The organism is Comamonas testosteroni (genome assembly GCF_030505195.1).
In the GTDB taxonomy this organism is placed as follows: domain Bacteria; phylum Pseudomonadota; class Gammaproteobacteria; order Burkholderiales; family Burkholderiaceae_C; genus Comamonas; species Comamonas testosteroni_G.
Genome location: NZ_CP129672.1, coordinates 1,215,977 through 1,238,652 on the forward strand (window position 1 = coordinate 1,215,977; position 22,676 = coordinate 1,238,652).

At 64.0% G+C, this 22,676-nt stretch carries 20 protein-coding genes; 9 read left to right on the plus strand and 11 right to left on the minus strand.

Annotated elements, in window-relative coordinates:
• The first annotated feature begins 58 nt into the window (after window positions 1-58).
• The 9 genes from QYQ99_RS05605 to QYQ99_RS05645 all read left to right on the plus strand — a co-directional run bounded on the left by QYQ99_RS05605 (window position 59) and on the right by QYQ99_RS05645 (window position 8,431).
• Window positions 59-838 carry an ABC transporter ATP-binding protein gene (locus QYQ99_RS05605; RefSeq protein WP_302091782.1) on the plus strand — a complete coding sequence of 260 codons (780 nt, stop codon included), beginning with the start codon at window positions 59-61 and terminating at the stop codon, window positions 836-838.
• 30 nt (window positions 839-868) lie between these two features.
• Entirely contained in the window at window positions 869-1,630 is a 762-nt protein-coding gene (locus QYQ99_RS05610) for an ABC transporter permease (RefSeq protein WP_043371226.1), read from the plus strand.
• A gap of 20 nt (window positions 1,631-1,650) precedes the next feature.
• Window positions 1,651-2,163, plus strand: a complete 513-nt coding sequence (locus QYQ99_RS05615) for a nucleoside deaminase (RefSeq protein ID WP_302091783.1) — start codon at window positions 1,651-1,653, stop codon at window positions 2,161-2,163.
• A gap of 24 nt (window positions 2,164-2,187) precedes the next feature.
• On the plus strand, window positions 2,188-2,985 hold the full coding sequence (locus QYQ99_RS05620) for an FAD binding domain-containing protein (RefSeq protein ID WP_302091784.1): 798 nt from the start codon (window positions 2,188-2,190) through the stop codon (window positions 2,983-2,985).
• 6 nt (window positions 2,986-2,991) lie between these two features.
• Window positions 2,992-5,274: a xanthine dehydrogenase family protein molybdopterin-binding subunit gene (locus QYQ99_RS05625; RefSeq protein ID WP_302091785.1), complete on the plus strand. Its 2,283-nt coding sequence runs from the start codon at window positions 2,992-2,994 to the stop codon at window positions 5,272-5,274.
• Window positions 5,271-5,807: a (2Fe-2S)-binding protein gene (locus QYQ99_RS05630; protein WP_302091786.1), complete on the plus strand. Its 537-nt coding sequence runs from the start codon at window positions 5,271-5,273 to the stop codon at window positions 5,805-5,807. The genes QYQ99_RS05625 and QYQ99_RS05630 overlap by 4 nt, the downstream gene beginning before the upstream one ends.
• A 215-nt stretch (window positions 5,808-6,022) precedes the next feature.
• Window positions 6,023-6,979: a sulfurtransferase gene (locus QYQ99_RS05635; RefSeq protein WP_302091787.1), complete on the plus strand. Its 957-nt coding sequence runs from the start codon at window positions 6,023-6,025 to the stop codon at window positions 6,977-6,979.
• Window positions 6,980-7,146: 167 nt separating this feature from the next.
• Window positions 7,147-8,244, plus strand: coding sequence for a YeeE/YedE thiosulfate transporter family protein (locus tag QYQ99_RS05640; RefSeq protein ID WP_302091788.1), 1,098 nt, complete (start codon window positions 7,147-7,149; stop codon window positions 8,242-8,244).
• Between the two features lie 13 nt (window positions 8,245-8,257).
• Window positions 8,258-8,431, plus strand: coding sequence for a hypothetical protein (locus QYQ99_RS05645; RefSeq protein WP_302091789.1), 174 nt, complete (start codon window positions 8,258-8,260; stop codon window positions 8,429-8,431).
• 63 nt (window positions 8,432-8,494) lie between these two features.
• On the opposite strand, the gene QYQ99_RS05650 is transcribed toward QYQ99_RS05645, so the two are convergent.
• The 11 genes from QYQ99_RS05650 to QYQ99_RS05700 form a co-directional block, all read right to left on the minus strand.
• Window positions 8,495-9,445, minus strand: a complete 951-nt coding sequence (locus QYQ99_RS05650) for a VTT domain-containing protein (RefSeq protein ID WP_302091790.1) — start codon at window positions 9,443-9,445, stop codon at window positions 8,495-8,497.
• Between the two features lie 84 nt (window positions 9,446-9,529).
• Window positions 9,530-10,444, minus strand: a complete 915-nt coding sequence (locus QYQ99_RS05655; RefSeq protein ID WP_302091791.1) for an alpha/beta fold hydrolase — start codon at window positions 10,442-10,444, stop codon at window positions 9,530-9,532.
• 92 nt (window positions 10,445-10,536) lie between these two features.
• Window positions 10,537-12,675, minus strand: coding sequence for a D-(-)-3-hydroxybutyrate oligomer hydrolase (locus QYQ99_RS05660; protein WP_302091792.1), 2,139 nt, complete (start codon window positions 12,673-12,675; stop codon window positions 10,537-10,539).
• Window positions 12,676-12,732: 57 nt separating this feature from the next.
• Window positions 12,733-13,803, minus strand: a complete 1,071-nt coding sequence (locus QYQ99_RS05665; RefSeq protein ID WP_302091793.1) for a branched-chain amino acid ABC transporter permease — start codon at window positions 13,801-13,803, stop codon at window positions 12,733-12,735.
• Window positions 13,804-13,814: 11 nt separating this feature from the next.
• The gene (locus tag QYQ99_RS05670) at window positions 13,815-14,798 is read right to left on the minus strand and encodes a branched-chain amino acid ABC transporter permease (protein WP_302091794.1); all 984 of its coding nucleotides are present in this window, start codon (window positions 14,796-14,798) and stop codon (window positions 13,815-13,817) included.
• 91 nt (window positions 14,799-14,889) lie between these two features.
• The gene (locus QYQ99_RS05675) at window positions 14,890-15,615 is read right to left on the minus strand and encodes an ABC transporter ATP-binding protein (protein WP_302091795.1); all 726 of its coding nucleotides are present in this window, start codon (window positions 15,613-15,615) and stop codon (window positions 14,890-14,892) included.
• Window positions 15,612-16,442 carry an ABC transporter ATP-binding protein gene (locus QYQ99_RS05680; RefSeq protein ID WP_302091796.1) on the minus strand — a complete coding sequence of 277 codons (831 nt, stop codon included), beginning with the start codon at window positions 16,440-16,442 and terminating at the stop codon, window positions 15,612-15,614. The genes QYQ99_RS05675 and QYQ99_RS05680 overlap by 4 nt, the downstream gene beginning before the upstream one ends.
• 139 nt (window positions 16,443-16,581) lie before the next feature.
• On the minus strand, window positions 16,582-17,769 hold the full coding sequence (locus QYQ99_RS05685) for a substrate-binding domain-containing protein (RefSeq protein WP_302091797.1): 1,188 nt from the start codon (window positions 17,767-17,769) through the stop codon (window positions 16,582-16,584).
• 247 nt (window positions 17,770-18,016) lie between these two features.
• The gene (locus QYQ99_RS05690) at window positions 18,017-18,898 is read right to left on the minus strand and encodes an amidohydrolase family protein (RefSeq protein WP_034357944.1); all 882 of its coding nucleotides are present in this window, start codon (window positions 18,896-18,898) and stop codon (window positions 18,017-18,019) included.
• Window positions 18,899-18,945: 47 nt separating this feature from the next.
• Window positions 18,946-20,934, minus strand: coding sequence for an acetoacetate--CoA ligase (locus QYQ99_RS05695; RefSeq protein ID WP_302091798.1), 1,989 nt, complete (start codon window positions 20,932-20,934; stop codon window positions 18,946-18,948).
• An 85-nt stretch (window positions 20,935-21,019) separates the two neighbouring features.
• Entirely contained in the window at window positions 21,020-22,543 is a 1,524-nt protein-coding gene (locus QYQ99_RS05700) for a sigma-54 interaction domain-containing protein (protein ID WP_302091799.1), read from the minus strand.
• Between the last annotated feature and the right edge of the window lie 133 nt (window positions 22,544-22,676).

Genomic DNA, 22,676 nt, shown 5'->3' on the forward strand with positions numbered 1-22,676 from the left:
AGGGCGTCGCTGCGCCGCCCTCGCGCTCCCGCCCTTGTCCTTTCCTTGATCGCCTGCCATGCAATACGTAATCGATCTGAACGCGGTCACCCAGACCTTTGTCTCCAGCGATGGCAGCCCCGTCACGGCCCTGCAGGGCGTGGACCTGCATCTGCGCCGCCACGAATTCGTCTCGCTGATCGGCCCCTCGGGCTGCGGCAAGTCCACCATATTGCGCCTGATTGCGGGCCTGATCCGTCCCAGCAGCGGCGAGGTACGCATCTTCGATCTGCCCGTGACCGAACCACGCGACGAGATCGGCATGGTGTTCCAGAAGCCCACGCTGCTGCCCTGGCTCTCGGTGCTAGACAACATCACCTTCCCCATGCGCCACAAATACGGCCATGTGGAAATGAAGGAAGAGGCCCGCGCCCAGCAGTTGCTGGAGATGATCGGTCTCGGAGACTTCGGCCACAAGCGGCCCCACGAACTCTCGGGCGGCATGCAGCAGCGCGTCGCGATTGCACGCTCGCTGCTGCATGACCCGGACATCTTGCTGATGGACGAGCCTTTTTCGGCGCTGGACGCACTCACACGCGACGAGATGAGCCTGGAGCTGCTGCGCATCTGGAACGAGCGCCCCAAGACCGTGGTCTTTGTGACCCACTCCATCCAGGAGGCCTTGCTGCTGTCCGACCGCATCGTGGTCATGAGCGCTCGCCCGGGCCGCGTGGCCGACATCATCGATGTGCCGCTGGCACGACCGCGCAGCATGGCCACCCTGGCCGATCCTGTGTTTACCGAAATGGCCAACGAGATTCGTCTCCAGGTCTTCAGCAAACACCCCGCACACGCCTGAAGATCCTCCCGCCGCCCCAAGAGGCCCTCTATGTCTGCCCTCATACAACGCCATGCTTCGCTGCTGGTTTTCCTCGCCGTCCTGCTGTTCTGGGAGGGCACCTGCCGCCTGGCGCATATCCCGGAATACATTTTTCCCGCTCCCAGCCAGATCTGGCTGGCTGCTTCCGAGATGGGGCTGCAGCGCTGGCTGGAGCATGTCACGGCCACCTTGCAGGTCGCGCTCATAGGCTATGCGCTGGCGATCGCGCTGGCCATTCCGCTGGCCATCGCCATCACGCGATCGCAGTTGCTCTCGAAAATCATCATGCCCTGGCTGGTGGTGATCCAGTCCACTCCCATCGTGGCCGTCGCCCCCATCATCGTCGTCACTCTGGGCGCCGGCCTGCTGCCCCGCGTGGTCATCACCACGCTGATTGCCTTTTTCCCGCTGGTGGTTTCCACCGCCCTGGGCCTGGCCTCGGTGCCGGCTGAGCTGGTGGAGCTGTCGCGCTCGCTGCGCGCCACCACCAGTCGCCAGTACTGGCAGATTCGCATGCCGTTTGCCGTGCCCTATGTGTTTTCGGCCCTCAAGGTCTCCATCACGCTGGCCATTGTGGGAGCCGTGGTCGCCGAGTTCGTGGCTGCGGAAAAGGGCCTGGGCTATCTGATTCTGTTTGCCACCTCCTCCTTCAAGGTGCCCGTGGCCTTTGCCGCACTGGCACTGCTGGTGCTGTGCAGCCTGCTGCTCTATGGTGGAGTGCAGCAGTTGCACAAGCGCTTCTTTCCCTGGAGCCAGAGCACTCCAGCCTGATCAACACAAGGACCGCCACCATGACAGACCAGAACTTCCCCCCTCAGGGCCTGACGCCCTCTGCCGAGCAAATCCAGCGCAATCTTCGTCGCGCCCAGGACGTGGCCCAGCGAGCCACCCAGATGGGCCACCACCCCTTCGGCGCCGTACTGGTGGGCCCCGATCAGGAGACCGTGCTCATGGAGCAGTGCAATATCGACACCGTCAACCACGCGGAATCGACCTTGGCGCGCATGGCGGCCACCAACTACACGGCCGCGTTTCTCTGGGGCTGCACGCTCTACACCAATGTGGAGCCCTGCTGCATGTGCGCCGGCACGGCCTACTGGGCCAATATCGGCCGCATCGTGTTCGGCATGACCGAGCACCGATTGCTGGAGTGCACAGGCAGCCATGGCGAGAATCCGACCATGAGCGTCTCATCGCGCTATGTCTTCGATCATTGCCAGAAGGCCGTGGAGCTGATCGGCCCCGTACCCGAGATGGAGGCCGAGATCGCCGCCCAGCAGCAAGCCTTCTGGGCGCAGCGCTGAGAACCACGCCAGCAGGACGCTGCCATGCTGCTCACCCATCCCTCGTCACCCCAGGCCGCGCAGGCCCTGGCCCGCAAGCTCGGCAATGCCGCCTGCTTCATCGCCGGGGGCACGCTGCTGCAGCAGTCATGGCCCGAGCCTCGTCTGGCCCCGTCGGCCACACATTTCATCAATGTGATGCACTGGCCCGAGATGCAGCAGATCAGCCTCGGCCCGCAATATCTGCACATCGGTGCAGGCATGCGGCTGGAGGCCGTCCGCCGCCACCCCTGGGTGCAGCAGCACGCGCCCGTGCTCGTCCAGGCCCTTGATCAGCTAGGGGCCATGGGAATACGCCGCCTGGGAACCCTGGGCGGCAATATAGGCTGGGGCGAAGGCGACTGCTGCCCGGTATTGCTGGCCATGGATGCGCAGGTCGAGTTGACGGACGGCAACCTGCAGTCGCTGGCGCAGACGCTGAAGCTCATGGACCGGCCTCTGATGCTGTCGTTCCTGCTGCCGCGCAGGGATGTGATGGAGCCCCGGCCTCTGGTGTTCGAAAAAGTCGGCTATCGCGCGGCATTCTCCCCCGCGCGCCTGCGCATGGCCTTGCGCTGGAGCGATGCACAAAAGCGCCTGAGCCTGGACCGCATCGCCGTGGCAGCTCCCGGCATAGGCGTGCACCGCCTGCAAGCCACGGAAAAGCTGCTGAGCTATGCGCAGGAGCTGCAGATCCGCCCCTCCCTCGGCGATATACGCACCACCTGCGAGCAAAGCCTGCCCCCCGACCTGGCCCGGATCGCCAGCCGCCTGATTGCCGGACATTGCGGGCTGCTGGCCTGAACCGCCATGGAATTTCTCACCCCTCATCACATTCGCGATCTGGCCCTGGAGCCTTTGCCGATCCGACCCGACGCCGCAGCCAAGCTCGGCGGCAACCCGGGCTTTCTGAGCGACCGCATTCAGCCGGGTCAGCTGCGCGGAGCGATTCTCGGCAGCCCCCATCCTCATGCACGCATTCTGCGCATCGATACCAGCGCCGCCAAAGCTCTTGCGGGTGTCCATGCCGTGGTCACACATGCCGATATCCCGGGCTTCAAGTACTACGGCCTGCGCAAAGTGGATCGGCCCGTGCTCTGCATCGACAAAGTGCGCCATGTGGGCGACCCGGTCGCCGCCGTCGCGGCCGTGGACATGGAGACGGCGCGCCAGGCTCTGGCGCTGATCCGCGTTGAATACGAACTCCTGCCCTCGGTCTGCGACCCGGTCGCGGCCCTTGACGGCACGGTGGCCGCCGAGCAGCCGGTCCATCAGGACGGCAATCTGCTGCATGCCGCCAGCCACCGCCAGGGCGACATGTCTGCGGCCCAGGCAGGCACAGTGCACCGGGTGCAGGACCAGTATGTGACGCCGCGCCAGATGCATGCATTTCTCGAGACCGAGGGCGGTGTGGCCGAGCCAGATGGTACGGGCGGCCTGCGCCTGTTCTTCGGCGGCCACAACCCTGCGCGCGAAAAGCAGGTCATCGCCGATATGCTGGGCCTGGCGCATGACAGGGTGCATGCCGTAGGCACGCCCGTGGGCGGCTCCTACGGCGGCAAGGACGAGCTGACGATTCAGCCGATTGCGGCCCTGCTGGCCTGGAAGACGCAACGCCCGGTGCGGCTGCATCTGACACGCCCGCAATCGGTGGATCTGGGCGTCAAGCGCCATCCCATGCAGATCGCAATGCAGACCGGCTGCGATGCACAGGGCCGGCTTACCTACCACCAGGTGCAGATAGTGGCCGACACCGGAGCCTATGCCACGCATGGCCCCGAGGTGCTGGATGCCGCGCTCGAGCATGCCCCCGGCCCCTACCGGTATCAGGCACTGGACCTCAGTGCCAGGCTGGCCTATACGAACAACGGCATCGCGGGTGCGTTTCGCGGCTTTGGCGCCGTGCAGGTGCAATTTGCACTCGAACAGCAGATGGACAGGCTGGCTGCGCTGGTCGGCATGACAGCTGACGCGTTTCGCACCCTCAATCTCTCAGCTCCCGAAGCCCCCGGCCCGCTGGGCCAGCATGTCGTGCCGTTTGACGGCGCTCAGCGCGCACTCGATGTCGCCCGCCAGCAAGCGCTGTGGCGCGGGCCGCATCGCTGGGCCAGCGCGGACGGCCGCCATCTGCACGGCGTGGGCCTCACGCTGATCCACCGCAGCGACGGCTTTGGCAAGGGTGGCCCCAGCGACTGCCGCATGGAGCTGGCCCTGGCCGCCGACGGAGCGATCGAGCTGCGCTGTGGCTTTACCGAGCTGGGACAGAACCTGGTCGGGACCATCCAGAGCCTCGGCGCCCGCTATCTGGGCTGCGCTGCCGATGCCATCCGGCCGGTACTGGGCGATACGCGGCTGACGCCCGACTCGGGCCCGGTGGCCGCCTCGCGCGCCACCACACTGGTATGGCGCGCCTTGCAGCAGGCAGTCCAGCCCTGGCAGCAAGCCTTGCTACTGGCTGCCGCAAGACTGCGGCCCGATATTCCTCTACGCTGCGGCGCACGAGGCCTGGAAAGCGATGCAGGCCTGTGCCTCAGCTATGCCGATCTGGCAAAGGCATCGGGCGAACAAGCGCCCTGTATCTCCATCGACCTGCGCGCAGAGGACCCGGAGGGCAACGCGCATGACACCCACTTCGTCTTCGGAGCCTGCGCCGCCATTGCCCAGGTACGCATCGACACCTGGAGCGGCATGGTTCAGGTGCAGCGGCTGGTGATGTGCGCGGCTCTGGGCCCCGTGGCATCGGCCCAGGGCTATCTGGGCCAGATGGAAGGCGGCGCCCTCATGGGCCTGGCCATGGGCACGCAGGAGGAGCTGGCTTGCCTGGACGGCCGCTACCAGGCGCGCAATCTCGACGGCTATCTGATTCCCACGCTGGCCGATGCCCCTAACATGCAGGTGCTGGCGATCGAGAACCTTCCCGAGGGCGACCCCATAGGCCCGCGTGGAGCCGGCGAGATCAGCGTCAACCTGGCCCTGCCTGCAGTGGCCAATGCCCTGGCCGCCGCACTTCAGCACCCCATCACGCAACTGCCCATGACCCCTAAGCGCGTGATCGCGCTGCTGGAAGCGGGCGCGGAGCCCTTCACACCATGACGACGACCCACATCCCGGATCACGGCGTAAAGCCGCCCGCAGCCAGCACGAAGGAGGCCCCGGCTTTTGTGCTGCAGCTGAATCTGAACGGCCAGCCGGTCAGCGCCAGCTGCAGCCCCGATACCCGGCTGCTGACCTTGCTGCGCGAGCACTGGAACCTCACCGGAGCCAAGCCCGGCTGCGAAGTGGGACGCTGCGGAGCCTGCATGGTCTGGCTCAATGCGGAGCCCGTGAACGCCTGCCTGCTGATGGCCTATCAGATCCAGGGCCAGACCGTGCGCACCATCGAGTCCGTGGCTCAGGACAGCGCCAGCGAACCGGTGCGCGACGCGCTGGCGCGCTGCGGCGGCGTGCAATGCGGCTATTGCACCTCCGGCATGGTCATGAGCATGAGCTGGCTGCACCAGCAGCAACCCCGTCCCACGGCCGCCGAGGCCGAGGCCCAGATGTGCGGAAACCTTTGCCGCTGTACGGGCTATGGCGGCATCCGGCGTGCTGTGCATGAGCTGTTTCCGGCCGAGCAAAGCGCATGATTTTTCTAAATTAATAGCTGCAATCTCTTACCTACAAAGCGATTCATCCACTTTTAACCACATTTATCAGAAACCACGCCGTTTGCATGCCGGTTCATGACCCCAGGCAATAAGCAGACAAGTTTTTCTTGGTTGGCGCTGTCGCGGCAAGACCGGACAATAGAGGCCCTGGGCATAGCCATGCCCCTGACGAATCGGCTTTGCCGACTCCTGCCATGAAAAACTCTCTGACACGCTATGCACTGGGTCTGGGCTTGAGCCTGGGTGCCAGCGCCTGGGCGCTCGCGGCCCAGCCCCTGCTCAACCCCGAGCAACTGCAGCCGCTGCTGCAGCAGGCCGATATCCGCCTGATCGATATCCGCGACCCCAAAGCCTTCGAGGCCGGCCATATCGCCCAAGCCGCCAACGCCCCCTACGGCAAATGGCGCGGCCCGGCCACCAATCCTGGCGAGCTGCCCGACCAGGCCAAGCTGGTGGCGCTGGTCCAGTCCCTGGGCCTGACGCCAGCCACGCATGCTATCGTGATCTCCAGCGGTGCCGATGCCACTGACTTCGGTGCCACAGCGCGTGTGTACTGGACGCTCAAAAGCCTTGGCCTCAAGGAGCTGTCCATCGTCAACGGCGGCATGAAGGCCTGGGAAAGCGCAGGCAAGCCCCTGGGCAAGACCCAGACGCAAATTGCGCCCAGCAGCTACGCCCCGACTTTTGACGCCAACTGGCTGGCCACCCAGCAGGACGTGGGCAAGCACATCGACCTCTCCAATGCGGCCCTGGTGGACTCCCGCCCCGACGCCTTCTATCTGGGCAAGACCCGCGCGCCGGCCGCCAAGCTCTCGGGCACCCTGCCCGGCGCCCAGCAGCTTGATTTCAACCAGTGGTTTGTTCCCGGGACTTCGCAGTTCGTGGATGCCGCCAAGGCCCGGGAAATCGCCGCCAAGATCGAGCGCCCGCAAGGCCAGGACATGGTGGCCTTTTGCAACACCGGCCACTGGGCGGCCACCGACTGGTTCGGCCTGTCCGAAATGGCGGGCCTGCCCAATGTGAAACTGTATGCGGGCTCCATGGTGGACTGGACGCAATCCAAGGACGCGCCGCGCATGGCCAACCAGCCGGGCCGCGCCCAGTCCTTGGCCTATGACGCCCAAAAATGGTGGGAAAAAACATTCAAGTAACCCCCTGAGTCGCTTCGCGCCTTCCCCAAGCCGGGCGCCCCCAAGGGGGGCAGACACCCTTGCTGCGAGGCGGCGGGGCCGCCCAGGACTTGCTTGGTGTCTCTGACTTGGTGTGTGGCGGTTTTACAAGCCTCGAACTCTTGAGGCACTGAATTAACACTAACAACATGAAACGACTTCCCATAACGGCCTTGCTGGCCGTTTTCTTTGGCTGGCTGCTGTGGTCGGTCTCGGTGCGTCAGGCGGCATTGTTTGCCGTGGGCATAGGCCTGGGCGCGGTGCTGGCCGGCAAGCGCTTTGGCTTCACCACGGGCTGGCGCATGCTGGTCGAGGAAAAAGACGGCAGCGGCATCTTCGGCCAGTTGCTGCTGCTGGCGCTGGCTGCGGCCCTTGCCATGCCTTTGCTGGGCCATTTCCCGGAGCTGACGGCAGCTCTGGGCCCACCCAGCATCAGCTTGCTGGTCGGTGCCTTTGTCTTCGGCCTGTGCATGCAGATCGCCGACGGCTGCGGCAGCGGCACCCTCTACAAAGCTGGCATGGGCATCCCCATGAACACCGCCATACTGCCCTTGTTTGCGATCGGCAGCTTTCTGGGCAGCCTGCATCTGGGCTGGTGGCTGGACCTGGGCAATGCCGCCCCCGTGGGTCTGGTCACGCAATGGGGCTGGGCTCCAGCGCTGATCGCCACACTGGTCGCACTGGCCGTGATCGCTGCAGGCGTGGCCCTGTATGTGAAAAAGGCCAATGCCGCCCTGAACCGCCCGGCCAAGCCGCTGCTGGTGCGCAAATGGCTGGTGGGTGCCGTGCTGCTGGCCATCCTGGCCACGCTCAACCTGATCATTGCGGGCCAGCCCTGGGGCGTGGTCTACGGCTTTGGTCTGTGGGCCGCCAAGATCGCCAACGCCACGGGCGCCGTCGATCTGGCCAGCAACTGGTTCTGGAGCCAGCCCGGCAATGCGGCGCGCCTGAACGAGACCGTGCTGCTGGACGTGACCAGCATCACCAATATCGGCATTCTGGGCGGCGCACTGTGGATTGCCGCCGGCAAGCCCGCGGCGGCCAAGGCACTGACAGGCACGCAGTGGGTCGTGGCCCTGATGGCAGGACTGGTGCTCGGCTATAGCTCTCGCCTGGCTTTCGGCTGCAACGTGGGCGCCATGCTCTCGGGCATCTCCACCGGCTCCATCCACGGCTGGATCTGGGTGCCGCTGGCATTTGCGGGCACCATCTTCGGCCTGCGCATCCGCCGCCATTTCGGCTTCTGAGCAAGGAACAACCATGACCTCACCAAGCACCTTGCGCACCGTATTCTGGGCCGTATTGCTCGTCTTTCTGGCCTGGGACTTTCATGCATCGCCAGCCATCGACCTGCGCTTTGAAGCACCGCTGATTGCCGCGGGCTCCGGCCAGGCCGCACAGGGCGGGCATTGCTCCATGCCTGCCGGCAAGTAAGCGCTTCGACCCACCCGCTGCCCTGCCCAGAGAATGGTCAGGGCATTTTTCTTTGGGGCCTGCTCAGGCCTCGGGCTTTTCCAGCTCGAAGCCGGCCGCCTCCCAGGCCGTCAGGCCACCGGACAATGGGCGGACATTGTGAAATCCCGCACGCTGCAATTGCCTGGCCACACGTGCGGCGGAGATCTCGTCGGGGCAGTCGCAATACACGACCAGGCCATGCTCATGCCGCTCACGCGGCAGCAAGTGCTCGTAGGCCGCTCTGCCCTTGCCCTGATGCTCCAGCCAGGAGCTGGCACCGGGAATATGACTCTGACCGAAGAGCAGGGGTTCACGCACATCGATCACCGTCGGCGTGATGCCCTGAGCGTTGAGCCCCGCCAGTTCCTCGACCGACATGCGCGGCATCTTCAGCGAACGCACCACGCGCTGCCTCTGCCACCACTTGCGCGCCACGAAAACTGAGAACGCCACGCACAGCAGCAACAGCCCCCATTTGCCCAGGGCCGTCAGCACATCGAGCAAATCCTGCACCGTGGAGCTGAACAGCGAGCCCAGAAACACGGCCGAACCCACCCAGATCAGGGCCCCCAGCGTATCGAACAACACAAAGGTACGCAGCGGCGTGCCCACCACGCCGGCCAGCGCACTGGCAATGGAGGCAAAGCCCGGCACGAACTTGGCCACCAACAAAGACCTGGCTCCCCAGCGGCCATAGACGGACTCGGTCTGACGGATGCAGGCATCGGGCGAGAGAGAAATGCGGCAGATACGTCCCAGCACCCTGTGCCCATAGGCTCGGCCTGCGTGGTACCAGAGCACATCGGCCATCAGCGCTGCGGCCACCGCAATCACGGTGAGCCAACCAAGGCGTGCCAGGCTGCCGCCCTCCAGCGCTCCGGTCACCACCAGCACCGGATAAGCCGGGATGGGTGCGCCCAGCTGCTCCACCAGCACATTGAGAAAGACAATGCCGAAGCCGTATTCCCGAATCAGATCGACGACAAAACCCATGACCCACGCTCCTTACCCCGACCAGGGTGAGCCACCGATGCTAGCGAGACGCGAACATCCCCAGTGCTGCGAGGTTGTTGCGCTTCAAGCCTGGTGCAGATGGGACAGAACGGCCTCGAAATGCGCACTCACATTGAGCGCCGGCGCATGGCCGCAGTCCGGCACTTCCAGCCAGGTCAGCAGACCTCGGGCACCGGGGCCGCGCTGCTGCATTTGCTCAGCCACCGGCTTGAGCACCAGATCGGACTGCTCGCCGCGCAGCAACAGCACGGGCAGGTGCAGCGCGTCATAGTGATCCCATAGCAGATAGTCGTTGTCATGCTCGGTGAACTGCTCGATCATGCGCGGGTCGTAATGCGGGGTGACGCGGCCGTCATCGCAACGGCGCGTACTGGTCTCGGTGAGTTTGCGCCACTCGAAATCGCTGAGCCAGCCATAGGGCTTGTAGGCCGCGCGAAAAAAGCCTTCCAGCTCGGCGACGGTGTCAAACACCGGCGGCCGGCCGGCATAGCTCCTGATGCGGGCCAGCGCAGCCTCGGCCAGCTCGGGCGCATTGTCGTTGAGCGTGAGCGTGAGAATGCGCTGCCTGAGATCCGGCTCGAACATGCCGGATGCGCAGACCGTACCTATCGCACCGCCCATGCTGGTGCCCACCCAGTGCACCTGCTGCAGTGCCAGCGCATCCATGAGCTCGCGCGCCAGACGGGCATAAAAGCGCAACTGATACTCCTCGCGCGGCTTGCGACTCCACTGGCTCAGGCCTCGACCCAGCGTATCCGGGCAGATGACGCGATAGCCTTGCGCCGCGAGAAACTGCGCCAGTGCATCCATGTCGCGACCCGTGCGGGCCAGGCCATGCCAGGCGATCACCGCAGCCTTGGTCGGGCCTTGCGGCTGCCAGTCAAGGTAATGAATCTCGTAGCCAGCGCAGTTCGCATAGCGGGATGCCGGCACGATGGCCGCAGAAGCGCAGTTGTTGGGCATGGCAGGTTTCAGCATCAAAAAGGCCTCTAGCGCATATGTGATGAGCGCTATCAGCTATCAACTTCGGTAGTCGGCCGACAGCCGTAGCCGCCGGCCGGTCAAACGTATCAGTCCGGCACGCGGATGGCTCCGACACTGACTTCTATCCTGTCGGCCGCTGCAGGCGTGCCGGCAATCAGCGGCAGGTTGGCCGGCTGTATGGCCGGTGCCTGGCCCGGGTTGCCACCACGCGGCACGGTGCGCACCACCTGGCTGGGCGGCAGCGCCTTGCCGTTGGCAAGGTGGTCATACATGGCATCGAGCGCGCGGTTCAGGTAGACATGCAGCGGGATGTAACGCGTGTCGTAACCCGGCAGCACGGTCGGCAGGCCGATGAAGCTGTCGAAATGCTGGGCATTTGTGACCTCCACATAGCTGAGCTTGCTGGCAGCGCCTTCCACCCTCCGGTTGAGCGCCACATAGGGCCGTGTCGTGTGGTTCACGGGCAGCAGCGCATCCGCACGGCCATGGACGATGATGGTCGGCTTGCCCTGCAAATTGCCGCTGCGTCTTGTCTCGTCGATACCGGCCTGTAGCGCTCTGGCGGAGCCATCGTTGCCGGTGACGAGATTGCGCAGGCACAGCGCACCCGGCGTGTTCCAGTCGGCCACGCCCGAGTTCATCGACACGGAGAGGAAATCGCGCGCGGCACCGAACTTGCCCTTGTTGTTGATGAGCTGCACGCCGCTCGATGGGGGCACGCCGTTGCCCGTGGAGAACATGCTGACCAGCGCCCCGGGGGCCAGCGGCGTCACTGCGCCCGCAGCCGTCGCACCGGCATAACTGTAGCCGCAGAGGTTGTCCTTCACGCTGGCGCGCGAGAGCGAGTTGGCAAAGGTGACCGACACGGCGGGCGCCACCTCAAAGGCGGCCAGCGAGGCATGCAGCTCGCTGGATTCCGGTTCCCAGCCATAGTCGCGCAGCCTCTGCAAAGCTTCTTCGGCCTGGGCCGCCGTGGTCATGGCGTTCAGCAAACCGGCAGTCCTGAGTGCCGCGCAGCGGTTGGGCGCAATCGGCAGAGCCGTGCTGGCATAGCCCGCGGCAAACGCAGCCGCATAGGGCGAGCCGCTGATCGAAGCTGCCAGAGAGGCACAGGGCTGGTAGAGGTTGGCATAAGTCGTGAAGTCCACCAGCGTCTTGCCCACCACAGGCAGCGCCGTGCCGCCGCGCTGCACGGTCACGCCGGGGTTGGTGGGCAATTCAACCGCTGGCTCGGACACGGCTACGCCGTTGATCAGCCCTTGCGAGCCCTGTTCGGCGGCGGCAATCGCCGCGCCGCCGCCGTTGGAGATGCTTGATGCGATGACAATGGTGTTGCTCGGTTTGAGCGTCCGCAGACGTTCGCCCAGAATGTTGCGGTCCCCATAGCGCTCGTTGAGCACGTAGTAGGCGAACTCCACGGCCTGCAGCGTGGTACGGCCCCAGTCTTTCTCTGGGTTCTGGCCCGAGTGCGCATGCTTGAAGGCAAAGCGGTTGGGCGTGGCAGTGTTGAAGGAAGCCAGCTCGCCAGCCGTGAGTCCCGCATTGAATGCAGCCTGCTTGCCCGCTGCCGCAGCCGTGCTGCGCGTGCCGTCAATCAGAGGCACAGTGTCGTTCATGAGGTCATGTGGCGCGGCCCCCGTGCCCTTGTCGGAATAGGCCACCGCGCAGCCGCGCTTGAGCCCCCATTCACCCGTCGTGATGGCGCCGTACACGCCGCGCGATCCCGAAGCCGTGGCGGTGATGATGCAGGCCTTCCTTGGGTCAAAGCTGGCCGGCACCTGCACCATGAGCGTGACGTTCTTGCGGCCCGTTCCGTCGTCCGAAAACGCGATGTACTCGATGCCGGCAATCCTGCCTTCGCCGGCCGTCACCCGGCCCTGCGCATCCACATTGGGGCCGTAGAGCGTGCCGTAGCCACCCGCAGCTGTCATGTCCAGCATGGCGCGGTAATTGGTGTAAATGGCCAGGCGGCGCAGTTCGGCCGCCGTGGGTTGGAGCGCAATGGCAAAGCCCGGTGCCGTGGCCGCAGCCAGGCCGCTCTTGCCCATGCCTGCGGTCAGCAGGTCATCGCTGCTGCCGTCATAGCTCTGTTGCCGCACCGTGCCCAGGTAGCCGGGTTTGGCATTGAGCTCGCCTCCATCGCCGCCCCCGCAGGCGGTCAGCACGGCAGCCGCCAGCACCGCTAGGGCTGCAGGCGGTAAGGCAATCGCATAGGTCTTCTGCATGGGCTTTGTCTCCTGTCGTAGTGAAAGCAGTCAGAGAAGGGATGCCAGTAAAAGATGTCAGGGTTTGCGCGCCGCAGCCACGCGCAGCCGGCCAACCACGCCGGTAGGGAAGTAGTAGACCGACAGCACGAACAGCAGACCCAGCCACAGCAGCCTGCGGTCCGGCGACAGCAGGGCCGACAGCCATGGCAGGCTGACGGCGGCTTCGCTGCCTAGCCGCAGCAAATCCTGCAGATAGCTTTGCGCGACCAGAAAGATGACGGAGCCGATCACCGCGCCATAAATCGTGCCCATGCCGCCGATCACCACGATGAGCAGACAGTCCATCATGATCTCGAACGAGAGCGAGGTATCGGGCCCGTTGTAGCGCAGCCAGACGGCCAGCATGGCGCCGGCCACGCAGGCGAACAGGGCCGACAGCACGCTGGAGGTGGTGCGATAGATCACCACGCGGTAGCCAATGGCTTCGGCACGGAACTCGTTCTCGCGAATCGCCTGCAGCACGCGGCCGAAGGGCGAATTGACGATGCGCAGCAGCATCAGTACCAGAACCACGGCCACGGCAAACAGCAGGTAGTAGCTGATGATCCTGCCGTCGATGAGGATGCCGAAGATCTCGTTCTCGAACAGCTCGAAGCTGGGCGACAGCCATTCGGGCATCTTGAAGGTCAGGCCGTCCTCGCCTCCCGTCCAGTCGGACAGCTGCGACGCCAGGGTCTGAAATGCAGCCGCCACCGCCAGCGTGATCATGGCAAAGAAGATGGCGCGCACACGCAGGGAGAACAGGCCGATGGCCAGGGACAGAACGAGCGACACCAGCAGCGCCGCCCCCAGTCCCAGGACCAGCGCCCCCCAGCCCGGGCCCAGCTTGCCCGAGGCAATGGCCACGCCATAGGCGCCTATGCCGAAGAACATGGTGTGGGCAAAGCTGACGATGCCGGTATAGCCCAGCAACAGGTCAAAACTGGCCACCAGCACCACAAAGATCAGCACCTTGGCCGCCACATTGAGCGCCTTGACGCCGGGAAAGGCAAACGGTGCCACGGCAAGGCCGATGAAGATGAGCAGCAGCATCAGCGCCAGGATGCGGCTGCGCGGCAGATCGCCCGAGAGCAAACGGTTGAGCATTCTGTTCTCCTTCAGCGGTTGGCGACCGGATAGATGCCTTGGGGACGCCAGAGCAGGATGGCGACCATCAGTGCAATATTGGAAAACAGCGCCACCTTGGGCACCAGAAAGCCAGCGTAGTTGGCCATCAGTCCCACAAGCAGCGCACCGATCAGCGCGCCGCCCGTGCTGCCCAGGCCACCGATGATGATCACGATGAAGATCAGCACATTGACCTGGGCGCCCATCTGCGCCACCACGCTCTGCTGGTACAGGCCCCACATTACGCCACCCAGCCCGGCCAGGGCAGAGCCTGCGACGAACACGGCCACAAACAATCGGCGCACGCGGTAGCCCAGGGACTCGACCATCTCGCGGTCCTGCACGCCGGCGCGGATCAGCAGACCGATCTTGGTACGCGCCAGCGTCCAGGCCAGCACGGCGAACACGGCTGCGCCCACCAGCACGGCGAAGACCCGGTATTTCTCCACGGCCGCATCGCCCAGCAGCCAGGCGCCCTTCATGGCTTCGGGCAGCGGCAGCGGAATCTGCTGCGGACCCCAGATGACCTTGATCAACTCCTCGCCAATGATCATGCCGCCCATGGTGATGAGAATCTGTTTGAGGTGCTGGCCGTAGACGGGCCGCACGATGAAGCGCTCGAAGGCCAGACCCAAGGCACCCGCCACCAGCATGGCCATCACCATGGCGGGCAGCACGGCCACCAGGTTGCGCCACAGCTGCGCCGAGCCCGTCCAGTCGCCCATGGCGCCGAGCACGCTTGTGGCAACGAAAGCCCCCAGAGCGATGAACACGCCATGGCCGAAGTTGAGCACGTCCATGAGGCCAAATACCAGGGTCAGTCCCGAGGCGATGATGAAGATGATCATGCCCATCGCCAAGCCCGCCACCGTCAGCGTGAGCCAGGTGCTGGGAGAGCCCACCAAGGGCAAGGTGGCCAGCGCCAGCAGCGGCACCAGCAGCAGCGGCTTGTAATCCAGGTCCTTGCGCATCATGTCTTCACCTCGGCGCGAACTTTCATATCCATAGCTGCCTGCGCTTGACCAGCAAGCGCTCGATTTGCTTTTTGTTTTGATTTTCGTGACCTCATAGCGCCAGCCCCAGCAGCGACTGCTGCAGTTCCTCGTCGGCCGCAAGATCGGCCATGCGGCCCGCGTGCACGACATTGCCGTTGTCCATGACGGCCACGCCGTCGCCCAGGCGCTTGGCGAAGGCAAGGTTCTGCTCGACCAGCAAAATGCTCACGCCGCTGGCCTTAAGCTGGGCGAAGGCTTCGATCATGTTGTTGATGATGGCCGGTGCCAGGCCTTTGCTTGGCTCATCCACAATGAGCAGATCGCGCGGCTCGACGATGGCGCGCGCCACGGCCACCATCTGCTTTTGCCCGCCGCTGAGCTTGCCGGCCGGGTAGTCCCAGAATTTCTGCACGGCCGGGAACAGCTCGTAGATCCAGTCCAGGCGCGAGCGGTCCATGCGCGCCGCATGCGAGGCCGAGCGCGCAGCCAGCAGCAGGTTTTCCTTGACCGTGAGATCGGCAAAGATGCCCATGTTCTCGGGCACATAGGCGATGTTGAGCTGGGCAATCGCCGGCGTGGCCAGGCGCGTGATGTCCTTCTGGCCAAATCGGATGCTGCCCTGGCTGACCTGCCACAGGCCCATGATGGTGCGCAGCGTGGTGGTCTTGCCCGCGCCATTGCGGCCCAGCAGCAGGGTGACCTCGCCGCGCGGCACAGCCAGGTCCACGCCGTGGAGGATGTGATAGGCGCCGATATGGGTGTGCACGCCCTGGAGCTCCAACAGTATCTCGCTCATGGCTGTTCTCCTCGTCCCCCAGACGCGGGAAGACCGGGGTCGGGGGGAGCGTCAATGCCGCCAACGGCATCCTGGGGCGTCAGACCCAGGTATGCCTGCTGCACCACGGGCGAGGCAATGACTTCGGCCGGTTTGCCGTCGGCCACCAGCGTGCCATTGGTCAGCACGATGATGCGGTCGGCCAGTTCGCGCACCACATCCATCTTGTGCTCCACCAGCAAAATGATCTTGCTGCGATCTTTCTTGAGTTCGCGTATCAGGTCCAGAATCACCGGCGCCTCGTCATGGCTCATGCCCGCCGTAGGCTCGTCGAACATATAGACCTGCGGCTCCAGCGCCATGAGCAGCGCCACCTCGAGCTTGCGCTGGTCGCCGTGCGGCAGGGCCGAAACCGGCTCATCGCGCCGCGCCCACAGCGCCACTTGCTCCAGGATGTGCTGCGCACGCGCCAGCAATGCGCGGTGGTCGCTCCAGATACTCCAGAGGTTCATGCCGCGCCGGTGCGCGCCCTGGCGCGTGGCCTGCACCGCCAGGCGCACGTTCTCCAGCACCGACAGGGCCGGGAACAGATTCGTGAGCTGAAAGGCCCGCCCAAGGCCGGCACGCGTGCGTGCCGAAGGCGGCAGGCCCGTGAGGTCGCGCCCCTGCAACGACACCCTGCCCTCCGTGGCCCGCAGCTGCCCCGAGATCAGATTGAAGTAAGTGGTCTTGCCCGCGCCATTGGGGCCGACGATGGCCGTCAGCGTGCCCGGCTCGAAGGAGCAGGTCACGCTGTTGACCGCCACATGGCCGCCAAAGCGGATGGTGAGCTTGTCTGTGGTCAGCATGGATGAAAAGGAGAGATTCCGGGCATGGCGGCAGGCAGTCGCAAGAATTTCAGGCCAAAGCAGCCTCCAGCGCTTGGTGGACAAGCACCATCAGCTTTCAAAGATGGAATGGGCACCCGCCGCATTGCGGGCCGCTCAGTCAGCGCCCGTTGCGCACGGGAACGTTCATTTCTTCAGGCTTGATCTCGCGCACCAGCTCGGGCACGCCCCAGGCCATGGCCGGATCGTTCTTGATCCTGAAGTGGTACATGCTCTGCATGGCCTGGTGATCTTCCTTGCGGAAGGTCATGACCCCCTTGGGTGTATCGAAGCTCATGCCTTCCAGAGCCTTGATCAAGGTGTTGGTCTTGGTGTCGCCGCCAGTCTTCTTGAGTGCTGTGACAATGGCCATGGCGGCCGAGAAACCGCCCGCCGTGAAGAAGTCGGGCGGAGCCTTGAACTGCTTGTAGCTCATGGAGACCATGGCTTCGTTCACCGGATTCTTGGGAATGCCGAAGTAATAGTAGGTGGCGCCCTCCATGCCCGGCATATTCTTGTAAGCGGCCATGGCAGGCAGTATGTTGCCGCCCGTGGCAATCTCGATGCCGTAGCGCTTGAGGTTCATGTCGACGATCTTGAAGGGGTTGCCGGCACCGGCCCAGACAATCCAGATCACCTTCTTGCCTGGAACATCCTTGAGCCTGTCAATCAGGCGCTGGGCCCCGGCCGTGAAATCGGTGGTGGCTGCGGGCAGATACTCCTCATGCACCAGCTTGCCCTTTTTGACCGCTTCCTTGAAGGCCTTGACACCGTCACGGCCGAAGGCATTGTCCTGGGCCAGTGTCGCAATGGTCACGCCAGGCCTGTCGATGGCCACGGCATTGCTGATCGCGTCCTGGCTGGAATTGCGGCCGGTGCGAAAAATGTACTTGTTCCACTTGTCGCCGGTGATGGAATCGGCCACGGCGGGCTCGACGATCAGGATCTTCTTGTACTCCTCTGCCACAGGCAGCATGGCCAGCGCCACGCCCGACGCGCTGGGACCGACCGCCAGATCGACCTTGTCGTCCGAATAGGCGGCGGCCAACAGGCTCTTGCCAAGGTCGGGCTTGCCCTGGTCGTCTTTCTCGATCACCACCAGCTTCTTGCCTGCCACCGTCATGCTGCCGCCCGTGGCGTATTCAAGCCCCATCAGCAGCCCGGCCTGCGTCTGCTTGCCATAGGCCTCCAACGGCCCGGTCTTGCTGTAGACATGGGCAATGCGGATTTCAGATTGCGCCAAGGCGCCGGGAACATAAACCACCATGGCCGCCAGAACGGCCGCCTGCAGCAGGCTGCGCTTGTGCATGTGTTGTCTCCTTGAGGATGGATGCGGTGTGTCCGCTTGTCTTTGTATGGTGTGCATCAAGCAGCCTTCGTGCCAGTCTGGCTTTCCTCTGAGTCTTGTTTCAGCCTGCATCCTGACTGCCTGAAAATCAAACAGAAAATGTCTGAAAAAAAGACACTGCATGATTTCCATACATCTCTTCAGGCCTCGCCTCTGCCGAAGTTCAAGCGCCATGAAAAAAGGATCACCGGGGTGATCCTTTGAGCTTTCATGCGGCATCGCGTTTTCTGTCCAGCTCCAACAGCCGCACGGCGTTGTCCTTGAGAATGCCGGGCATGACCTCCGGCTTGAAACCGGCGACCTCGAAGTCTTTCATCCAGCGCTCCGGCGTGATCAGGGGGAAGTCGCTGCCGAACAGCACACGGTCCTTGAGCAAGGTGTTGGCGTACTGCACCAGCTGCTTGGGGAAATACTTGGGGCTCCAGCCCGAAAGATCGATCCAGACATTGGGCTTGTGCAGCGCCACCGAGATCGCCTCGTCCTGCCAGGGAAAGCTGGGGTGAGCCATGACGATCTGCATATCGCCGAAATCCACGGCCACGTCGTCCAGCAGCATGGGGTTGCTGTAGGCCAGGCGCAGGCCGCCGCCGCACTTCATGCCGCTGCCGATGCCGCTGTGGCCGGTGTGGAAGATGGCAGGCAGCTTGTAGTGGTTGATGACCTCGTAGATGGGCCAGGCCATGCGGTCGTAGGGATGGAAGCCCTGCACCGTGGGATGGAACTTGAAGCCCTTGACGCCGCATTCGGTGATCAGACGCTCTGCCTCGCGCGCGCCCATCTTGCCCTTGTGCGGGTCGATGCTCGCGAACGCCACCATCATGTCGCTGTTCTCGCGCGCGGCATCGGCAATCTCTTCGTTGGGAATGCGGCGGCGGCCCAGTTGCGCCTCGCTGTCCACCGTGAACATCACCAGACCGATCTTGCGCTCGCGGTAATAAGCAATGGTTTCGGCGATCGTCGGGCGCAGCGAGCTGCCGAAGTATTTGTCGGCCGCGCGGTCGTACTCCTCGCCATAGCTGTCAAAGGGATTGCGGCAGCTGACTTCGGCATGGGTGTGGAAGTCGATGGCGATCAGATCTTGATGGTTCATGGGTGGGTCTGCTTTGGGTATTGAGTCAAATCAGCCTCAAGCGCTTGTCACGCCTGCGGCACCTGCTCTCGAAATTGAATAAAGAAATCAATGCTCGATGGATTGGCCATGGCATCGGGGCTGGCCACCTTGGCGGCGTCCGCACCCAGCAGCAGCTTGCGCACAGGCACTTCCATCTTCTTGCCGGTGAGGGTGCGCGGAATCTCGGCCACTTGCACCACCACATTGGGCACATGGCGTGCCGAAGCCTTGGTCTTGATGGCGTTCTTGATCTGGGCAGTCAGCTCGCCCGTCAATGCCTGGCCTTCGGCCAGGGTCACGAACAGCGGCATGAAGGAAGGTCGGCCCAGGTATTCGAGATCGACCACCAGGCTGTCCTTGACGGCGTCGAGCTCCTCGACAACACGGTAAATCTCTGCCGTGCCCATGCGTATGCCGAAGCGGTTGATGGTGCTGTCCGAGCGCCCGTAGATCACGGCCGTGCCGCGCTCGCTGAACTCGATCCAGTCGCCATGACGCCAGTAGCCGGCAAACACATCGAAATAGCTGTCGTGGTAGCGCGCGCCGCTCTCGTCGTTCCAGAAGAACACGGGCATGGAGGGCATGGGCTCGGTAATCACCAGCTCGCCGACTTCGGCAACCACCTTCTGGCCCTGCTCGTTGAAGGCGTGGGCCGCCACGCCCAGTTCGCGGCACTGAATCTCGCCCGCATTGACCGGCAGTATGGGAGCGCAGGCCACAAAGCCCGAGGCGATATCCGTGCCGCCGCTGATCGAGGCCAGCCACAGATCGCTTTTGACGTTCTCATAGACCCAGGCATAGGCATCGAGAGGCAGCGGCGAGCCCGTGGAGTTGATGGCACGCAGCTTCTCGAACTGGCGCCCCTTCTTCGGCGAGACACCATCCTTCATGCTCTTGATGAGGAAGGCCGCACCGCAACCAAAGATACTGACCTGGTATTGGTCGATGAAGTCCCAGAGCGCATCATCATGGGGCGCCGTCGGATTGCCGTCGGACAGCACCACGGTCGCGCCGGCCAGCAGGCTGCCTATCATCAGATTCCAGACAATCCAGCCCGTGCTGCCCAGGAACATGAAGCGATCGCCAGGCAACACATCGTGCTGCAGGCGATTGGTCTTGAGGTGGGTGAGCACGATGCCGCCATGGCTGTGCACCATGGCCTTGGGCAGGCCGGTGGTTCCCGAGGAGTACACCACCCACAGCGGATGGGAGAACGGCAGGCGCTCGAACTGCAGCGGCGCTGCATGACGCGTTGCCTCGTCCCAGCGCATGCAGTCACGCCAGGGCACGGCCGCATGTGCTGCATCGCTGCCGAACAAGGGCCCCGGCACATGAATCACCCGGGCGATATCGGGCAGACCCTGAAGCACTTCGTCCAGCACCTCACGGCGATCGAACTGCCTGCCTGCATAGGTATAGCTGTCGGTCGCGAAAATCAGCTTGGGCGCGATCTGCTGGAAGCGGTCCAGCACCACGGATACGCCCATCTCCGGCGCGCAACTGGACCAGATGGCGCCAATGCTGGCACAGGCCAGAAACGCCACCACGGTCTGCGGCACATTGGGCAGATAGGCCACCACACGATCGCCAGGCCCAATGCCCAGACCGCGCAGGCTTGCCGCCAAGGCTCCCACATCGCGCTGCAGTTGCTGCCAGGAGACTTCGACCGGGCTCTGGCCCTCGCAGCGCGCAATGATGGCCGGGCGCTGATCGCTGGCCTGGCGGAAGATATGCTCGGCATAGTTGAGCCGGGTGTCGGGAAACCACTGAGCACCCGGCATCTTGCGGCCGGCCAGCACCTGCGTCGGGTCACCATCGGCCTGAATCTCGAAGTAGTCCCAGATCGAGCGCCAAAAGCCTTCGATATCGGTTGCCGACCATTGCCACAGCGCCTCATAGTCGGAGCAGTCACGGCCACGGCTGTCGCGCAGCCAGTTCATGTAATGCCACAGGCCGCTTTGCTCCTGCTGTTGCTGCGTGGGCCTCCACAACTCCTGCCCTTGTACCAATGCCATACTGTCTCCGGACTCAAATTAGATATTTTTTATAACTATAAAAACAAACCAAGTCCTGCCTACCAAGGGCAATCCCTAGCATGGCTCAGAAATTCAGCTTCTCGAGCCGGTCGTACAGCTTGGCCCGCGATATGCCGAGCGTCCTTGCCACTGCCAGCTTGTTACCCCCATGGGCCTGCATCGCGGCCCTTATCGCGCGGGTTTCGAGATCCGCCATTTGCTCGGCAAGCGGTTTGAGCAGATCGCCCGTCGCAGCCACCGCAGCCATGGGCGCCCGAGTCAAGGGCAACAGATGTGGAACCTGTAGCTCCACCCCGGACGAGCGCAGCACCTGCGCCAGCAGGCCGGCATCGATGTGCGAGTCATCGCAGCGCATGGCGGCCTGCTCCAGCACATTGCGCAGCTCGCGAATATTGCCGCGCCAGGCCTGTGCGACCAACAATTCCAGCGCTCCCTTTCCCAGCTCCGGCGGAACCATGTCGTTGCGCAGCGCCAGGTCCTCGCAGAGCACTTCCACCAGGGCCGGGATATCGCTGCTGCGCTCGCGCAGCGGCGGCACGCGCACGGGCAGCACATGCAGCCGATAGAACAGGTCTTCGCGGAAGCGCCCGTCGCGCACCATCTGCAGCAGATCGCGAGAAGTGGCGGCCACCACGCGCACATCGAAATGCACGATCTGGTTGGAGCCCAGCGGCTCGATCTCGCCCTCCTGCAAGGCCCGCAGCAGCTTGGCCTGCAGGCTGGCGGGCATGTCGCCGATTTCGTCGAGAAACAGGGTGCCGCCATCGGCGAGCTTGAACTTGCCATCGCGCGTCTTGCGCTCGGCTCCGGTAAATGCGCCCGGTGCCACGCCGAAGAACTCGGCCTCCAGCAGCGTCTCGGGAATGGCCGCGATATTGACGCTCACAAAAGGGCCGGCAGAGCGCGCCGATGCGGCATGGATGGCATGGGCCAGCACCTCCTTGCCGGTACCTGTCTCGCCCAGCAGCAGCACCGGGCTCATGGACTGAGCAGCCCGCCGCGCCTGGCGCTTGACCTCGACTGCCGCCGGACTGCTGCCCACAAAGCTGGCAAAGCTGTATTTGCTGCGGCGCGACCCTTGTACGGACGCCTGCAAGCTGCGGCTGCGCTGGGCAGCCAGCTCGCGCCTCGCTTCATCGAGATCGCGCTGCAGCATCGCGAACTTGCTGATCAGCGGCTGCAAGGTCGTCTCTGGCTGATCGAACAGCACAATGCCGATGACACCAATCACGCCTCCTTCGTCGTCGTGCAGCGGCAGGCGGCTGACGACAAAGGTTCCGGCGCTATTGGTCAGCAGATCGATCAGGACTGGCTTGCCGGTCTCCAGCACACTGCGCATCTGCGTGTTGGGGATGACCTCCTCGACCATATGCCCGAGAAAGTCGCCCACACCGGCCACACCCAGGCGCGGCAAAAAACGCTCGTAGCCTTTGTTGACCCAGACGATGCGCCCGCTTCTGTCGACCAGAAACATGCCCTGGCTCATCGACGAGAACAGCTGAAACATGGACCGCGCCGCCAGGGCATAGATGCCGTCGGCATCTTCGGGCAGCTCGCAAGCGAAATCGTGGGGTAGCAGTTGGCTCATTTCCATCGCGTCATGGTAGGGCGACATTCAAGCCCAACCATCAGCACAGACCTGTAGCCGCGCGCGGACAACGCATCCACGCTTCTGAACTGAGCCTGCCTCCATAAAAAAATCCCCTGTCCGACTCACCGGA